Genomic DNA, 15,967 nt, shown 5'->3' on the forward strand with positions numbered 1-15,967 from the left:
CGACCGATGATTGATTCGAGTGTACGCACCCGCCGTGGCGGGACAGATACTGTTTCGTCGAGAATGCCGCTTCCGGTGCCGCGCGGGCGGCTCAGTCAACTGCTCGTCGAAGCTCTCGTCTCGGATACAGCAGCGCCCTCGGAGCTGCGTGCCGAAGCTTCACGTCGGCGCCCAGACATCCTGGCCGATGACGACGCGCAACTCGCCTTGACTCTCCTGTATGAACTACATCTGCGTGGAGTTGACGGCGTCGACGACGAAACTGGCTGGGACCTCGATCTTCTCGCCGTCCGTGCATTGTTGGAACAGGAACTCGTCGACGGGCTCGATTCACTCGTCGGGACGGTGTCGGATCCGGGCGACGTGGTCGCCGAGCTGTTCGCGATCGGGGCCGAAGCAGACGGACCGCCGATATCGAAGTACATGGCCGTCAACGGGACCCTCGACGAGTTCCGGGAATTGATGATTCACCGTTCGTTGAATCAATTGAGAGAAGCTGATCTCCACACGCATGCGATACCGCGTCTGCACGGTGCGGCGAAAGCGGCACTCGTCGAAGTCCAAGCAGATGAGTACGGCAATGGGATTTTGTCCCGTATGCATTCGACGCTATTCGCGGGATTAATGACGGCGTTAGGGCTTGATGACGGGTATGCGCGGTATATCAACTCCATTCCTGCTCCGACTCTGGCAGCGTTGAATACCCTGTCCTATTTCGGCATTCATCGATCGTGTGTGAACGAGTTGATCGGACATCTGAGTGTCGTCGAGACAACATCGTCGCTGCCGAGTCGGGATTACAGCCGTGCTCTCGTCCGGCTCGGCGTCGATCCGTCCGCGCGGATCTTCTTCGATGAGCATGTGGAGGCCGACTCGGTGCACGAGCAGCTCGTCGTCCGGCGGGTCGCAGGTGAGCTCGGTGTGACAGAGGCCGCCAGAATCGGCCTGGTCCGCGGAGCTCGCATCTGCGCGGCCGTGGAGCGTTTGGCGTCCGAACACATCTGGGATCGCTGGCAGGGTGGGGCATCCTCACTGAGAGCGACTGCCCAGTGATCACCGAATGGACGGCCGCGACTCAAGCGACAGACGCGATCCTCGCCGGCATTGCGCTCCCCCGTCCCGCGATCGTCGCCGTCGACGGTGTTTACCGTCCTTCGGTCGATTCGGCGCTTCTGTGCAAACACACGGTGACCGAGGTTGCTCGCGCCGAGGCGACCGGTCGCACGATGATTGAGTTGTGCGCAGGCAGTGGCATCGCGTCGATCTATGCAGCGTTGGCCGGCGCGAGAGTCACGGCCGTCGATGACCGACCGGACGCTACAGCCGCCGTCGCTGACAACGCCGCGCGCAACGACCTGCACGTTGACACGGTGCTGGCCGACGTCCGGACGTGGATACCGCCAGCCCCGGCCGACCTTGTCGTAGCGAACCCGCCGTACGTTCCGGTGTCGACGGTGGCCGTGGACGACGGACACGCGTGGAACGCCGGGCACGACGGGCGGGCCGTGCTCGATCCTCTCGTGCGACATGCTCGGAACCTGGTGGTTCCCGGTGGAGCACTGATCCTGGTGCACTCCGCGGTGGCGGGTGTGTCCGCGACACTGGACGGATTGCACGAGCACGGGTTCGACGCCGATGTCGTCGACGAAGTACTACTCGAATTCGGCCCGGTCATGCGTGGGCGCACCGCGTGGTTGGCAACGAACGGTCTCATCGCCCGCGATCAATCGACGGAGCGGCTGATCGTGGTGCGGGCGATTCGACGCCTGGAACATCGATGACCAGAGTCCCGCTCAGCCGCGCTCAGCGCGCCATTTGGAGGGCGCAGCACGTGCTCGGCCACGACACTCCGATCGCCGTCGCGCAGTGCCTGGAGATTCGGGGCGCGCTGGATCCCGGCCTTCTGGTCGCCGTCGTCCACGACGTGTCGGTGGACTTCGGGGTGTCGACCACCCGCTTGTGCGCGGCGGCAGACGAGGCGAGCGGCGGCGAGCCGTTCCTGAGCATTGGCGGACGTGTCGGCGTCGCCATCGAGCGAGTCTCGGTTCGCGACGCCGTCGACCCGGAGCGAGCGGCCGCCGAGACGATGGAGTCGATGTCAGAGGCTCCATTGCCGCTCGACGGCCCGTTGATTCGGTACGTGCTCATCGAACTCGGGCGGCAGCGGTGGACGTTCTATACGCGGGCCCACCATGTGCTGGTCGACGGATATGCGGCGGAACTGTTGATGCGCCACGTGGCGCGACGCTACCGTCAGGCGCGTGGCGAGTCGGTGGGCGACACTAAGCTGCCCGACCCACGACCGGTCACCGTGATCGGCGATCACGAGCGTGAGTACGCGCAGTCCCCACGACGTGTGCGCGACCGCGAGCACTGGCAGGCGGTGCTGGCGGCGGTGCCCGAACCTCTGCGGATCGCCGACAACGCCGCGCAGGCGTCGGTTCGAACGGATGTCGCAGGCGCGAATCTGTCGCCCGCGACGGTCCGACGGCTGCGGGCGACGGCCGATCGAGCCGCCGTCCCGTCGGTGGCGGTCCTGGTCGCGGCCGGAGCCCTCTGCCTGTCCCGGATCGCTGATCGGGCAACGATCCCGTTGACTCTGGTCACCTCCACCAGAACCACCGCGAAGGTTCGTGCTGCCGCAGGCACCATGTCGAACCTGCTGCCGGTCGTCGTCGAGCACGGACCGGCCCGGACGGTCGACGAGCACCTGCGGGACGTCGCCCAGACACTCTCCGCCGCGCTACGGCACCAGCAGTACCGCTACGAGGACGTGATCGCCGATCGTGGTGGCGTCGGAGGGGACGTCGCAGGCCTGGTCCGGCTCGGTCCCGTCCTCAACTTTGTTCCGTCGGTCGCAGATCTGTCGCTCGGCGATGACGTCGCCTGTGACCTGCGCGTCCTCACGACCGGCCCGGTCAGCGATCTCAACATCAACGTCTATCCTGGCGCCGCCGATCAACTGCGCGTCGAGATCGAGGTCAATGCGGACGCGCACGAGCCGTCGTTCGCCGAGAGCGTCCTTGCCGGGCTCCTCGCCGAGGTCGCCGATCTCTGCGCAGCAGCTAGCCGCGACGAGGCCGAGAGCCTGTCGTCCGATCGTGGGGCGTGGCGCTGCGAGGCGCCATCGGTCGGGGTGTCGGTCACCCTCGCGGACGGATATCTACGTCACCAGGACTCGCCGCGGACCGCTGTCGTCGATGAGTCCGGACAGTCACGCACGTACCGGGAGGTGGCCGACGCGGCAGCGGGCCTCATTTCCGAACTGACCGCACGGGCTCGCCCCGGTGACGTGATCGCCGTAGTCTGCGAGCGATCGTTTAACAGCGTTGTCTCCGCGTGGGCCGTGGCGGCCGCGGGGATGTGCGTCCTCCCAATCGATCCGTCACTACCCGAGCCACGTCGGCGAGCGATGATCGTCGCCGGATCGCCGTCCGTGATCATCGGCCGTGGCGCGGACTTCGACATCGACCTGGACGGGGTTCCCGCAGGCAGCAGAGCCGCCATCGTCCCGTTGGCGCGGGTCGGCTCGTCCGCATATCTCCTGTTCACCTCCGGAAGCACTGGCGTGCCGAAGGGAGTGCACGTCTCCCATAGCGGTGTCGCCGATCTGACCGCTGAGATCGACGCGTCCTACGAAATGGAAGCCACTAGCGTCGTCGCGCACCTCGCATCACCCGGATTCGACACTGCGATCGTCGAGACGCTTTCTGCAGCCCACTCCGGCGCGGCACTCGTCGTCGTACCGTCGCGCATCCGCGGCGGGGCCGAATTAGCGCGGTATCTCGCGGCGCACCGTGTGACCCATTTGTTCGTGACACCGGCAGTTCTCGCTACGTTGCCGGTGGAGACCTCCGACGGGGAGATGCCCGACCTCAGTCATGTCATCGTCGGCGGAGACGTGTGCCCGGCGCCGCTGATCCGTAGGTGGGCGCGGTGGGTGACGGTGCGGTGCGCGTACGGGCCGTCCGAGACGACCTGCAGCGTGCTACTCACCGAGCCGATCGACGGCGACGATGTTGGCCCGCGCATTCCACTCGGACGTCCGATGAGCGGAGTTCGACTATCCGTCCTGGACAGGCGACTGCGGCCGGTGCCCCGCGGCGGGTACGGCGAACTTTACGTGTGCGGTCCGAGCCTGGCGATCGGGATCCTCAGCGGGGCCGGAGCAACCGCGAGCCGGTTCGTCGCCGCCCTCGATGGCTCCGGCGAACGGATGTACCGCACTGGTGACCGAGTACGGCGCGGCGCGGACAACCAGATCTGGTTTGTTGGACGCGCCGACGATCAGGTGAAGATCCGTGGGGTCCGGGTCGAACTCGCCGAGATCGATCGGGTCGTCCTCGAGACGGGCATCGTATCGGCAAGCGCCACAATTGCTTACGATGCTCCGGGTGGGCGCAGACTTCACACGTACGTCGTCGCGACGGATACGCGCGGCACCGCTCGGCGTGTGCGCGACGGTGTGCGATCTAGGCTGGGCACCGCGTTCGCTCCCACTGGCGTGAGCGTCCTCGGCCAGCTGCCGCTGACCGTCAACAATAAACTTGACCGCGCGCGGCTTCCCGATCCGACGGCGGTAACCCGCCCCGCGCACCGGTCTCCGACCGATGCACCCGAACGCATTGCCGTCGAGGCGTTCGAGCATGCTCTCGGCATCTCGACGATCGGGCTGGACGACGACTTCCTAGACCTCGGGGGCGACTCGCTGTCCGCTACGGCGGTAGTCGCCAGGATCGCGGCCATCCACCATGTGCGGATCGGTGTGCGCGACGTCTTCACGAATGCGACTCCCGCCGAGTTGGCCGAGCTGATCCGGACGGCCACTCCCGACGTCGTACGCCTCCCGTCCCGGCCAGTGACCGGTGCCGACTCCGCCGCCGTTCCGTTGGCGCCCAGTCAGCGCAACGTGTACGCGCATCGCGATCGAATTGATCATCTCATCGCGTTCGCGGCAACCGTCGACGTGCAGATCTCCGTCGCTGACATCCGGCGGAGTGTGGCCGCTGAACTCGATCGGCATCCGATGCTGCGCAGCCGATTCCATGGTGACGCGACTTTCACCGTCGACGCGGTCTCGGACCCGGACCGCTGGACTGTCGATGCACTCGATCCCGGATGTGATCTGGAGAGCCTGCGGGAGTACCTGCTCCGCCCGATCGACGTCGCACACCGCTACCCTCTGCGTGTCGGAGTCAGGGCAGGCGAGGAGGGAGCGACGCAGGTCGCGGTCTGTCTCCACCATCTCGCTGCGGACGGCGTGTCCATGCGGGTGATGCTCTCGGATCTACTCGGGGTATCAGTTACAACTCCGAAGTTCGACTACCGCGAGTACGCACGGTCGGCCCGCTCACTCGCTGACCAGCGCCGTACCGCAGACATCGAACACGCAGCGCGATCGACGGCGTCGGCTGACCTCGCGCCCGTGCGTCCCGCCGTGTGGAATCGCACGGGCGCGCGGGCGCGGATCGACCTGGCGTGTTCGGTCTGGTCGACCGTTGAAGCGACCGCCCGTGATGCCCGGGTGCCAGTGTTGACTGTGGTGCGGGCCGCGCTAGCCCGTGTCATTGCGCGACGTACCGGTACCGATACGGTGCCGATCGGCGCTCTGCTCTCAGGGCGGGATGACGCTCGATGGGACGGCGTGGTCGGAATGTTCGTCAACACCGTGTGTGTGCCATGCCGCGTGGAGCCGACGTTGGGCGAGACGATCGTCGGAGTCCACCGGGCCGAGAACGCTGCGTTCGAGCACGCCGGCACGGCATTCGCCGACATCGTGGATGTGCTTGGCCCGTTCCCGGTCGATCGCCATCCGCTGTTCCAGGTGATGTTGACGATGGACGATCATCAGTCGTTCGAGGGGATCGGCGTGCGTGTGACACCGATTCCGGTCGATGTCGCGCACTGCGACCTGCATTTCTCTGTCGTCCCCCCGGGCGTCGCCCGTGACGGCGCAGTCGATGTCCTGTACGCGTCCGCGTTGTTCGACGAACCTGTAGTTCGCGACCTCGCGGCCGAGTTGGTGTCCAGCATGGGAGCTTAGGGCTCGAACCGTGCGGAGATCGCGGCGGCGAGCGCGTCGGGTGACTCCTCGGGCACCAGGTGCCCCGACTCGCTCAGTTCTACGACCTCCAGATCGGTGAACATCGTCTGCAGTCGCGGAAGGCTGGTGCGTGGGGGAAACACTTTGTCGCGCATTCCCCAGACCGCGAGACTTGGTACGTCGCCGAGCAGTGTCGGGATTGTGTCGGCGAGATCTGCCAGCAGTGGTCGTGCGGCGCGGATTTCGGTGGGGATCACGGCTAATGCACGTCGGGCACCGGCGGGCTGCACCCTCCGGTAGTGGTCGGCTTCGGCACCGGTCAATACCGGCCCGGCGCGTCCGAGCAAAACCTTCTCGATGAGGAAGTTGTCGTCGACGATCCGCCGTTGCATGAACGAGGTACTCATGACTGTGCTGAACGCCCTGTTCAGGGCGGCATCGATCGGCCATAGTGCGGTGTTCGTCAGGACTGTGCCGCTCACCAAGCTGCGTCGTTGTGCTGCCGCGGTGAGCCCGATCGGTCCGCCCCAGTCGTGCCCGACGACGATCAGATCCTCGAGGTCGAGATGGTCGATCAGTTCGACGAGTACCTCGCAATGTGAGGCGACGGTATAGCCGAACCCGTCGGGTCGCTCCGACAATCCGAAACCGAGATGATCGACGGCGATGCACCGGTACTGACCCCGCAGCGCTTCGATCACCCGGCGGAACATGAAACTCCAGGTCGGTGAACCATGGCAGAACAGGATCGGCCGCCCGCTCCCCTCGTCGACGTAGTGGACGCGTCCGGCCGACGACGTGAACCACCGGGATGCGAACGGGTAAAGGGTCCGGTCGATGTCCGGGGTGATCATCATGAGCGTCCTTCGACTACAGGTGTAGAGAACTGGCATCGACACTACACCTGTAGAATGACCGAATGGTGGAACCGAGGTCGACAATTCGACGTCGTCTGATCGCCGAGAGTGCGATCGCCCTCATCGCGCACGACGGGATGCGGGCGTTGACGCATCGAGCGGTCGACGCCGCCGCGGGCATCCCGTCCGGATCCACGTCGTCGTATGCGAGAACTCGCTCGGCATTGCTGGAGATAGTCGTCGACGAACTGGAACGGCGTGCGTTACGCGACGCCGGGGACCTCGATTCCGTAACCGCGCCGTCGCGGCTCGGCGGGTCTGTGCCCGACGAGGGCGGTGAACTCTCCCTCGACGAGGCGGTGGCGGCGATATGCACACTGATCGGGACGCTCGCCGATCGCCGGGACGACATGCGTGCCCGTTATGCGCTCATTCTGGAACTCGACGACGCGGATCTGCGCAGTCGACTGATGGATCGAGGAGCGGTCCATGAGCGCAGCGTCGATATCGCGACGGATCTGCTGCGACGGGCGGGTCTACCGTCGTCGCGCGCCGACGTCGAAGTGCTCGTAGAACTGACCGATGCATTGGTACTGCACCGCACGATCGCCGATCGAGAATCGCCGTGGACAGCCGCGATCGTCACCGCGCAACTCCGTGGCAGGGACAAGTCTGATGGCTCAGGCTGATTGATCTGGCCCCTGGTCAGAGTCGATCAACGTCCAGTCGGCCGCAGTACGACGTCGGTCGGGTGCGCGTCGGCGGGTGCCGCAATAGCCTGTGCGACGGCGACGGCGACGGTCTCCGGTTTGAGGAATCGACTGGACTCGTAGACCCCGCCTTCGCGGGCCACGATGTCGCGTTGCATGTCGGTGTCGATGCGGCCCGGGAAGATCGAGGTAACACGCAGTGACGGCTCTTCGGCACGCAGCCCGTCGGCCAGTGCGCGGAGGCCGAACTTGCTGGCAGCGTACGGAGTCCACCCAGGATTCACGCGCATGCCCGCACCCGAATTGAGGAAGACGACGTGCCCGCCGCGCGCCCGGAGCGCGGGTAGCAGCAGTCGGGTGAGCTCCGCGGCGGCGACGAGGTTCACGTCGAGGACGTGCCGCCATTCGTCGACCGGGGTGTCGGCGACGTTCTCCAAGCTGCTCGCGACACCCGCGCAGTGCACCAGCACGTCGAGTGAGCCGATCGCTTCGACGGATGCTTCGAGCGTGTCGTAGTCGGTGAGATCGACCGGAAACGTCGCCGAACCGTCCAACTCCATTGCGAGAGAGTCGAGTTCAGCACTTCCACGACCTCCTAGCAGGAGATCGTGGGTGGGTGCGAGAGCGCGCGCGATCTGCGCGCCTACGCCGCGGCTGGCTCCGGTTATTAATGCGGTGGACATGCTCGTCAGCCTACGGGCCGCCGATCAGCCGCCGGATCCGTTCGGTGTCTGAAACCGTTTCCAGGCCAGGAGTTTCGGCCTCAAGGGCGTAGACCTTTAGGCGCGCGGGTGTCATCTATTCGGGGTAATTAATGTCACATTATGTGCCATCAAGGACGGTATCCGGGACGACATTGCTTCCGAGCCGGGCCCCCATCTCGCGCGTGCGTAAGGCTGGATTCTGCTACCGGTCATATTTCTCTTGATTTGTGCCCGGCCTGCACCCGTGTTCCATTCAAGGAGGAATCTACGCCCAATAGCCCGACCGTCAGTACCGATCCGCTGCGTAACCGCGGAACTGCGTTCACCGTGGATGAGCGTGCACGCCTCGGCCTGATCGGTCGACTGCCGTCTGCGGTGGAAACCCTCGATGAGCAGGCTGCACGGTGCTACCGACAGATCAGCGGCTATTCCACCGACCTGCAGAAGTACACCTACCTCGATCAACTGCACGACCGCAACGAAGTGCTGTTCTACAAGGTCATCGTCGACCATCTCGCGGAGATGCTGCCCATCGTGTACGACCCCACGATCGGCGACGCGATCAAGCAGTGGAGCAACGACTACCGCGATTCGCGGGCCGTCTACCTCTCCATCGACCGCCCCGATGACGTGCGCGCTTCGTTCACCGGACTTGGCCTCGGCCCTGACGACGTTGATCTCATCGTGGTCTCCGACGCCCAGGAGATTCTCGGCATCGGCGACTGGGGCGTGAACGGCACGGACATCTCGATCGGCAAGCTCGCCGTGTACACGGCTGCCGCCGGGGTTGACCCGGGCCGGGTGATCGCCGTGAACCTCGACGTCGGCACCGACAACGAGGTCCTGCTGAATAGCCCCGAATACCTGGGCAACCGCCACGCCCGTATCACCGGCGACCGGTACAACGACTTTATCGACCTCTACCTGAAGACCGCGTCTGAGCTGTTCCCGAACGCATTGCTGCATTTCGAGGACTTCGGCCCCAGCAACGCGCGCCGCATTCTCGAGGAGAATCGCGACACTTACCGGATCTTCAACGACGACATGCAGGGCACTGGCGCCATCGTCATGTCGGCAGTGTTCTCCGGGCTCAAAGTGACGAAGCAGACGTTCGCTGAGCAGCGACTGCTGGTCTTCGGCGCAGGCACGGCAGGCACCGGCATGGCCGACCAGATCAGCGCCGCGATGATTCGCGACGGGCTGAGCGAGGACGAGGCGAAGGCGCGCGTGTGGCTGGTCGACGTCGACGGGCTGGTCACCGATGACATGGCGGATCTGCCGAACTACCAGGCGGCGTACGCGCGGCCTGCGGCCGAGGTCGCCGACTGGTCGCGGACCGACGGGCGGATCGACCTGCTCACTGTGGTGAACGAGGTGAAGCCGACGATCCTCATCGGTACCTCGACGATGCACAACGGCTTCCCGAAGGCCGTCGTCGAAGCGTTGGCCGCCGGTGTCGAGCGCCCGATTCTGCTGCCGCTGTCAAACCCCACCGAGCGCATCGAGGTGATGCCCGCGGACGCTGTGCCGTGGTCGGAGGGACGGGCACTGGTCGCCACCGGAATCCCGGTGGATCCGGTGTCGTACAACGGTGTCGACTACAACATCGGCCAGGCCAACAACGCCCTGCTGTACCCGGGTCTGGGCCTGGGGACCATCGTCTCGGGAGCCAGTCACGTCACTGACGGGATGTTGCTCGCCGCGGCGAAGGCGGTCGCCGACCAGGTCGATCCGACCGCGCTGGGTGCATCGCTGCTCCCGGCGGTGGACAACTTGCGCGCGTCGTCTGCGATCGTGGCACTCGCGGTCGCCAAGCAGGCGATCGAAGAAGGTGTGTCCACCAAGAGCTACGACAGTCTTGTGCAGGCTGTCGAAGACGCGATGTGGCAGCCGGTTTACACGGAGCTCGCCGAATGAGCGACGACGCCGCAGCCACACCGGAGATCCTGGATCTGGCGATCGGGATTGATGCGACCGGTGAACGTCATGAAACCGATTCGATGGGCGGCATCGACGTGCCGGCCGACAAGTACTGGGGCGCACAGACCCAGCGCTCGTTGCAGCACTTCTCGATCGGCAACGACAAGATGCCGCACGAGGTCTACCGTGCCTATGGCTATGTGAAGAAGGCTGCCGCCCAGGTGAATGGTGCGGCCGGTCGACTGCCGGGTTGGAAAGCCGACCTCATCGCGCAGGTCGCCGACGAAGTGATCAGCGGCGAACTGGACGAGCATTTCCCGCTGTACGTCTGGCAGACGGGTTCGGGAACCCAGTCGAACATGAACGTCAACGAGGTGATCAGCAACCGCGCGATTCAGCTCGTCGGCGGCGAACTGGGGTCTAAGGATCCGGTGCACCCGAACGATCACGTCAACTTGGGGCAGTCGTCCAACGATTCCTTCCCGACTGCGATGCACATCGCCACCGTGAAGGAGATCAACGAGCGCCTGCTGCCGGCCATGATCGATCTGCAGGCAGCCTTCGCCACGAATGCCGACAAGTGGGGCGACGTGGTGAAGATCGGTCGCACCCACTTGCAGGATGCGACCCCGGTGACCGTCGGCCAGGAATGGTCGGGCTATGCGCGGCAGATCGAGCAGGGCATCGAGCGTCTGAAGGGTTCGCTGCAGGGCCTGTACGAGCTCGCTTTGGGCGGAACCGCCGTGGGCACGGGCCTGAATGCGCCGGAGAACTTCGACGTCGATGCCGCGGCCAAGATCGCCGAGCTCACCGGGTATCCGTTCGTGACCGCCGAGAACAAGTTCGCCGCTCAGGGCGGCTTGGATGCGATGGTCGGGGCGAGCGCGGGACTGCGTGCCTTGGCGGTGCCGTTGATGAAGATCTCCAACGACATTCGCTGGCTGGCGTCCGGACCTCGGTGCGGTTTCGGTGAGCTGATCCTTCCGGCGAATGAGCCGGGCAGCTCGATCATGCCGGGCAAGGTCAACCCGACCCAGTGCGAAGCAATGGTGATGGTGTGCATTCAGGTGCTAAGCGAAGACACCTGTGTGGCGTTCGCCGGTTCGCAGGGCAACTTCGAACTCAACGCCATGCGTCCGATCATCATCAACAACGTGCTGCACTCGGCGCGAATTCTCGGCGATGCCGCGGTCAAGCTGCGCGAGTACTGCATCGAGGGAACTCAGTTGCACGAGGAGCGGATCGCCGCACTGCTGGAGCAGTCGCTGATGCTCGTCACGGCGCTGTCCCCGGTGATCGGATACGACAAGGCCTCGGCGATCGCGCATAAGGCGAACGACGAGGGCACCACGCTGCGCGAGGCTGCCCTTGCGACCGGATATATCGACGCGGCGACGTTCGACGACGTCGTGGATCCGCGCAAGATGATCGGCTAGTCATCGATCGCGAGACGGCCCCGGCCGCTCCCGGACTCGTAACGAGTCCGGGGTGCGGTCGGGGCCGCTTCGATCCCGTGTCGTCGGCCGGGCGCACGGTCGATCATGTGCTGAGCGATTCCCGATTGAGGTGGCGTATATGAACGAAGAGGTCAGCCGCGGGGGATCATCGGACGCCTTGCTTGGAGCGTGGCTGCTCGGCCTGGCGGGGTTCGTCGACGCTATCGCCTTCGTGGTCCTGCAGGGCAGTTTCGTCGCGTTCATGTCAGGGAACACGACGATTCTCGGTTCTTCGTCGGCCACCGGCCATTGGCATCTGGCGGGACTCAGTGCACTTCTGATCGTGCTGTTCTTCGCAGGTAACGTCGCCGGGGCCGCTGTCGGACGGTGGGGTGGGAGTGCGGCGCATCGGCTGCTGATGATTTTGATCGCCACGGTGACGATCATTGGCACGATCACGGCGAACACCTCGTCGGTCTGGGCTGGCCTGATCGTCATCGCCGTCGCGGCCGGACTCATCAACTCCGCGCTCGCCGCGAACACAGATGTGCACGTCGGACTTACCTACGTCACCGGCACGCTCGTGAAGGCCGCCCATCAGATGATCGCCGGGATCGGGGCCGAGCACCCGTGGGGCTGGGTCAAGACGCTCGGCTTCTGGGCGGTCTTTGCCGTCGGTGCAGCGGTCGGCGGCGTCGCCTTTCACGGGCTGGGTGCCGTCGCGCTCTGGTTCGCGGCGGCCTTCGCAGTGGTCGCCTGCCTCCTGCCGCACCGCACCGCGTAGTTCGTCGGCGGCCCGACGCGACCGGCGCTGGTCGGCTCAGAACTCTTCTGCGCCGATCAGTACCGCGTCGTCGTCGACGGTGTGCTTGTTCCGGCCGACGGCGTTGGACGCAACGATGGCCAGCACGGCCAACGCGCAGTAGCCTGCCGCGAACCAGAACGGAGCCGCGCCGCCGAACCACTCGGCGAGGTAGGCGACGAGGATGGCCGAGACCGCGGCGCCCATCCAGCGCAGGAAGCTGTAGCCGGCCGAGGCAACCGACCGGGGAGTCGACGAGTCGGTTGCGGACATCGCGACCCCGGTGAACAGCGTGTTCAAGATGCCGGACGGGATGCCGGAGACAACGACGGCCGCACCGATCAGCCACACCTGGTCAGTGAGGACGCCGATCGCGGCGAGCGCCATGACCACGGCGTACCCGCTGATCGCTCCGACGACCCCGACCCGGTCGCCGACTGCCCGCGCGATTCCGGGTGCCAGAAACACACCGGCCAGTGCGGTCAACAGACCCCACCCGAAGAAGATCATGCCCGCATAGATCGGTCGCAGGCCCATGGCCAGCGGTGCCCACGCGATCACTGTGAAGAGCGCGCCGGTGTAGAAGGCGGCGCCGATCGAGTTCACTAGGAGGGTCTTGTTCTTGAGCGCCTTGATCGGGTCCAGCAGACTCACTGGTTGACGTTCGCTCGCCGGGCCGTCGGCGGGCAGCATGATCGCGCAACCAATCGCGCCGATCAGCATCAGGATCGCGGTGCCGGCGAACGGTGCACGCCAGCTCCATTCACCGAGGACCGCGCCGAGTAGCGGTCCGACTGCCAGACCTGCGCCGAGCGCGGCCTCGTACAGCAGGATCGCGCCGTGTTGGCTGCCGCGCGCTTGTCCGACGATGAATGCCAGCGCCGTCGCGATGAACAGGGCGTTGCCCAGACCCCAGATGACGCGCAAAGCGATCAGCTGGTCGATACTGCTCGCGAACGACGAGACTCCCGCCGCGACCACGATGCACAACAGGCCCGCGCTTAGCGTCCGTTTCGGGCCGAAACGGTATGCGGCCCAGCCGGTCAAGAGCATCGCGATCACTTGGACACCCATGTAGACGCCGAACAGGAGCGTCAATTTCTGGTGTGGTGCGTGCAGTGCTTCGGCGATCGAGTTGAGGATCGGGTCCACCAGGCCGATACCCATGAACGCGATGACCGCGGCGAAAGCAGTCACCCAGACGGTGCGCGGCTGGCCTTTGAAGGCTTCAGTCAGGGAGTGATTCTCGTGTGCCATTACTTCTCCAATCGTGCGCGTAGGTCCCGCAGGGCCGGAGCGGCGGCCGCGAGCGCGGCCAGTTGTTCGCCGGACAGTTGTTCGAGTGCGGCCGTCAGAACGTCGTCGCGACGCATGCGGACCTCGTCGAGGGTGGTGCGGCCGACGTCGGTGAGCGCGATGACCACGGCACGCCGGTCGTCCGGATCGGGATCGCGCGTCACCAGCCCGTCCCGGGCCAAGACGTCGACGAGGTTGGTAGCCGTCGGCATCCGGACGCCTTCGCGATCGGCGAATGCGCCCATCCGCATTGGGCCGTAGTCGGAAAGTGTTGCGAGGGCGGACGCTTGGGCTGCGCTGAGCTCGGTGATCGGGCTGTTCCGTCGCAGCGCCAGGTATAGGCGGGTCACCGAATGGCGCAGCTCGCTCGCGAGATCTGCAGGAATATTCTCAGTCACACTTAGGGAGTCTAATACTTTGTAAGCCTAAATAAAACCGCGTCGACTATGACACGCGCGACACCCATGCGGACAACGGCGCGTGGGGCGACGCTCAGACGCGCTCGCCGACTCCGATGCGCCCGGCACTTGACGAGCCGCCGAACGACGCCGGGCTGCGGCCGTTGTGGCTGTAACCGCCGTCGTGCATCGATCCATTGAGGACGCTGTCGACGAGAACGCCCGCGAGTACCGGGGAGAGGTCGCTCGGTGTGCCGGACTGGCCGCTCGACCAGTCCGCAACGTCGGCGACGGCAGCGTCCAACGCCTGACCGGCCAGATCGGCTGCTCGCGCCGCCGTCCCCTGGGACGCGTCCGGGTCGGTGTCGGCGAGGTCGGCCGCCGTGTCGGCGAGACGCCGCGCCTCGGACAGTCGGGTGAACGCGGCCGAACCGACGACGCCGCGCCGGGTCTGCACGTAGGTGGACGCTGCCCGGACCAGGTCGATGACATCCGGAAGGTCAGTCGACCGGGGAGTGTCGTCGGCATTGCCTGCGGCGTCGAGCAGCCTCGTTGCCTGGTCTAGTCCACCCTCCGCCGAGCGGATGGCTCCGATCACCGAGCCTCGCTGACCGGCGGTTGCGGCCTCACGTCCCTGGTCGATGCATTCGCGGGCGAACGCGAGCAAGTCGCTTGCGAGCAGGATGTTTCCCGCCACCTCGTCAGGGGTCGACGAGAGCTCGGTGAGCCGGGCGTCAATACCGGGAATCCGCTCGGTCGCGTCGTAGATTGCGGTCGAGAGGGAGTCGAGCCGCTGGTCGGCGGCTGCGCCGAGGTCGCGCAGCCGGTCGAACGCTGAGCCCCGGCCGTCGAGCATGGCGTCGGCGTTCGAGCACGTTGTGATGATCTCGACCAGCAGTCGGCGCTGCTGGTCGGCATCGGTGACCTGCCGCTCGTCGAGTCGTTGGCGCAGCATGTGCGACGCGGCGATTGCCGCGCGCGCGTCGGCGACGGCGACGGTGAACGGCTCGGCTGCCGCGCCGAGCTCGTTGCGCGCGTGGGCTGCCTCGTCGGCGCTGCTTCTGATCGCCCGCTCGGTGGCCGTCAACACCTCACGCGACCAGGGGTCGAGTTCGCTGATCGGACGCTGACTGAGTTCGTCGGCGGTGAACGCGTCAGGCCGCTCGGCGGCGGCCCGGCGCCTGCGGAGCAGCACGAACAGGATTGCCGCCGCGAAGGCGATTACGACGATCACGGCCACGGTGACGATCCACCACGTCCGCGATGTCTCTGGTTCGCCTCCGACGTCTTCGAGACCTTCTCCGACAGTCACCGCGGCGTCGGCGAATCGGCCCTGTGCGACGGCGGGTGCGAGCTCGTCGTTGATGATGCCGTGGAGTTCATCGTCGGTCAGGCCTTTCACCTCGACCGGGGCCTGCAGACTGTAGTCGCGGGTATCGGTGGCGACCGCTAGAACCACGTCGTGAGCGCCGAAGTCGCTCTGGGAGACGGTCTTCGCGACCCAGTCTGCGGGTTGGAGGCCGCCGAAGTTCTTCACGTACACGACCCAGTACTGAATGTCATGCGAGCCGTCGACGGCGTACACGGCCCGCCAGACGCGATCGCTCTGATCGGGGGTCAGGGCACCCGCTGGATCGACCACCTGGGTGGGAAGCCGGAACGGTGCCTCAGCGTGCGCGGGTGCCGCGAGAAGTGCTGAACCGAGGAGCAGGGCGACGAGCGTCGACAGGAGAGCCGACACTCGCCGGGCAGGAGCAGACGACATGGGTCCAATCTATCGTTTGGGTACGACCGGGGAGGC

General features: G+C 65.7%; 12 protein-coding genes. 7 read left to right on the forward strand and 5 right to left on the reverse strand.

Annotation, left to right across the window (positions count from 1 at the left end):
- The first annotated feature begins 63 nt into the window (after positions 1-63).
- From MP11Mi_RS06740 to MP11Mi_RS06750, 3 genes are read left to right on the forward strand one after another with little or no spacing between them, the layout of a single operon-like run.
- A complete protein-coding gene (locus MP11Mi_RS06740) occupies positions 64-1,053 on the forward strand; it encodes an iron-containing redox enzyme family protein (protein ID WP_420041520.1) in 990 nt (329 codons plus the stop codon).
- A complete protein-coding gene (locus tag MP11Mi_RS06745; RefSeq protein WP_420041521.1) occupies positions 1,050-1,781 on the forward strand; it encodes a methyltransferase in 732 nt (243 codons plus the stop codon). The genes MP11Mi_RS06740 and MP11Mi_RS06745 overlap by 4 nt, the downstream gene beginning before the upstream one ends.
- A complete protein-coding gene (locus MP11Mi_RS06750; protein ID WP_420041522.1) occupies positions 1,778-6,043 on the forward strand; it encodes a condensation domain-containing protein in 4,266 nt (1,421 codons plus the stop codon). Before MP11Mi_RS06745 ends, MP11Mi_RS06750 begins: the two co-directional genes overlap by 4 nt.
- On the opposite strand, the gene MP11Mi_RS06755 is transcribed toward MP11Mi_RS06750, so the two are convergent.
- Positions 6,040-6,900: an alpha/beta fold hydrolase gene (locus MP11Mi_RS06755; RefSeq protein WP_420041523.1), complete on the reverse strand. Its 861-nt coding sequence runs from the start codon at positions 6,898-6,900 to the stop codon at positions 6,040-6,042. The genes MP11Mi_RS06750 and MP11Mi_RS06755 overlap by 4 nt on opposite strands.
- A gap of 62 nt (positions 6,901-6,962) precedes the next feature.
- Between MP11Mi_RS06755 and MP11Mi_RS06760 the strand changes: the two genes are divergently transcribed.
- Positions 6,963-7,589: a TetR/AcrR family transcriptional regulator gene (locus MP11Mi_RS06760; protein ID WP_420041524.1), complete on the forward strand. Its 627-nt coding sequence runs from the start codon at positions 6,963-6,965 to the stop codon at positions 7,587-7,589.
- Between the two features lie 26 nt (positions 7,590-7,615).
- Here MP11Mi_RS06760 and MP11Mi_RS06765 read toward each other — a convergent pair whose 3' ends face one another.
- A complete protein-coding gene (locus MP11Mi_RS06765; protein WP_420041525.1) occupies positions 7,616-8,293 on the reverse strand; it encodes an SDR family oxidoreductase in 678 nt (225 codons plus the stop codon).
- 246 nt (positions 8,294-8,539) lie between these two features.
- Here MP11Mi_RS06765 and MP11Mi_RS06770 point away from each other — a divergent pair, with 246 nt between their 5' ends.
- The 3 genes from MP11Mi_RS06770 (at position 8,540) to MP11Mi_RS06780 (ending at position 12,454) form a co-directional block, all read left to right on the forward strand.
- On the forward strand, positions 8,540-10,231 hold the full coding sequence (locus MP11Mi_RS06770; protein ID WP_420712869.1) for an NAD-dependent malic enzyme: 1,692 nt from the start codon (positions 8,540-8,542) through the stop codon (positions 10,229-10,231).
- A complete protein-coding gene (gene fumC / locus MP11Mi_RS06775; RefSeq protein WP_420041527.1) occupies positions 10,228-11,670 on the forward strand; it encodes a class II fumarate hydratase in 1,443 nt (480 codons plus the stop codon). The genes MP11Mi_RS06770 and fumC overlap by 4 nt, the downstream gene beginning before the upstream one ends.
- Positions 11,671-11,809: 139 nt before the next feature.
- The gene (locus tag MP11Mi_RS06780; RefSeq protein ID WP_420041528.1) at positions 11,810-12,454 is read left to right on the forward strand and encodes a YoaK family protein; all 645 of its coding nucleotides are present in this window, start codon (positions 11,810-11,812) and stop codon (positions 12,452-12,454) included.
- Between the two features lie 36 nt (positions 12,455-12,490).
- Here the strand turns inward: MP11Mi_RS06780 and MP11Mi_RS06785 are convergent, their stop codons facing one another.
- From MP11Mi_RS06785 to MP11Mi_RS06795, 3 genes are all read right to left on the reverse strand, one after another.
- Positions 12,491-13,729 (reverse strand): MFS transporter, encoded by a 1,239-nt coding sequence (locus MP11Mi_RS06785; protein ID WP_420041529.1) that lies wholly within the window; start codon positions 13,727-13,729, stop codon positions 12,491-12,493.
- Complete coding sequence (locus MP11Mi_RS06790; protein WP_420041530.1) at positions 13,729-14,166, reverse strand: MarR family winged helix-turn-helix transcriptional regulator; 438 nt, start codon at positions 14,164-14,166, stop codon at positions 13,729-13,731. The genes MP11Mi_RS06785 and MP11Mi_RS06790 overlap by 1 nt, the downstream gene beginning before the upstream one ends.
- Before the next feature lie 94 nt (positions 14,167-14,260).
- On the reverse strand, positions 14,261-15,931 hold the full coding sequence (locus MP11Mi_RS06795) for a TPM domain-containing protein (RefSeq protein ID WP_420041531.1): 1,671 nt from the start codon (positions 15,929-15,931) through the stop codon (positions 14,261-14,263).
- Positions 15,932-15,967 lie beyond the last annotated feature (36 nt).

Source organism: Gordonia abscondita, assembly GCF_032711245.1.
Lineage (GTDB): Bacteria > Actinomycetota > Actinomycetes > Mycobacteriales > Mycobacteriaceae > Gordonia.

Coding starts and splice junctions, on each gene's coding strand:
- MP11Mi_RS06755 (WP_420041523.1), bottom strand. CDS start 6,900: ATGATGATCACCCCGGACATCGACCGGACCCTTTACCCGTTCGCATCC.
- MP11Mi_RS06780 (WP_420041528.1), top strand. CDS start 11,810: ATGAACGAAGAGGTCAGCCGCGGGGGATCATCGGACGCCTTGCTTGGA.
- MP11Mi_RS06760 (WP_420041524.1), top strand. CDS start 6,963: ATGGTGGAACCGAGGTCGACAATTCGACGTCGTCTGATCGCCGAGAGT.
- MP11Mi_RS06795 (WP_420041531.1), bottom strand. CDS start 15,931: ATGTCGTCTGCTCCTGCCCGGCGAGTGTCGGCTCTCCTGTCGACGCTC.
- fumC (WP_420041527.1), top strand. CDS start 10,228: ATGAGCGACGACGCCGCAGCCACACCGGAGATCCTGGATCTGGCGATC.
- MP11Mi_RS06750 (WP_420041522.1), top strand. CDS start 1,778: ATGACCAGAGTCCCGCTCAGCCGCGCTCAGCGCGCCATTTGGAGGGCG.
- MP11Mi_RS06740 (WP_420041520.1), top strand. CDS start 64: ATGCCGCTTCCGGTGCCGCGCGGGCGGCTCAGTCAACTGCTCGTCGAA.
- MP11Mi_RS06785 (WP_420041529.1), bottom strand. CDS start 13,729: ATGGCACACGAGAATCACTCCCTGACTGAAGCCTTCAAAGGCCAGCCG.
- MP11Mi_RS06765 (WP_420041525.1), bottom strand. CDS start 8,293: ATGTCCACCGCATTAATAACCGGAGCCAGCCGCGGCGTAGGCGCGCAG.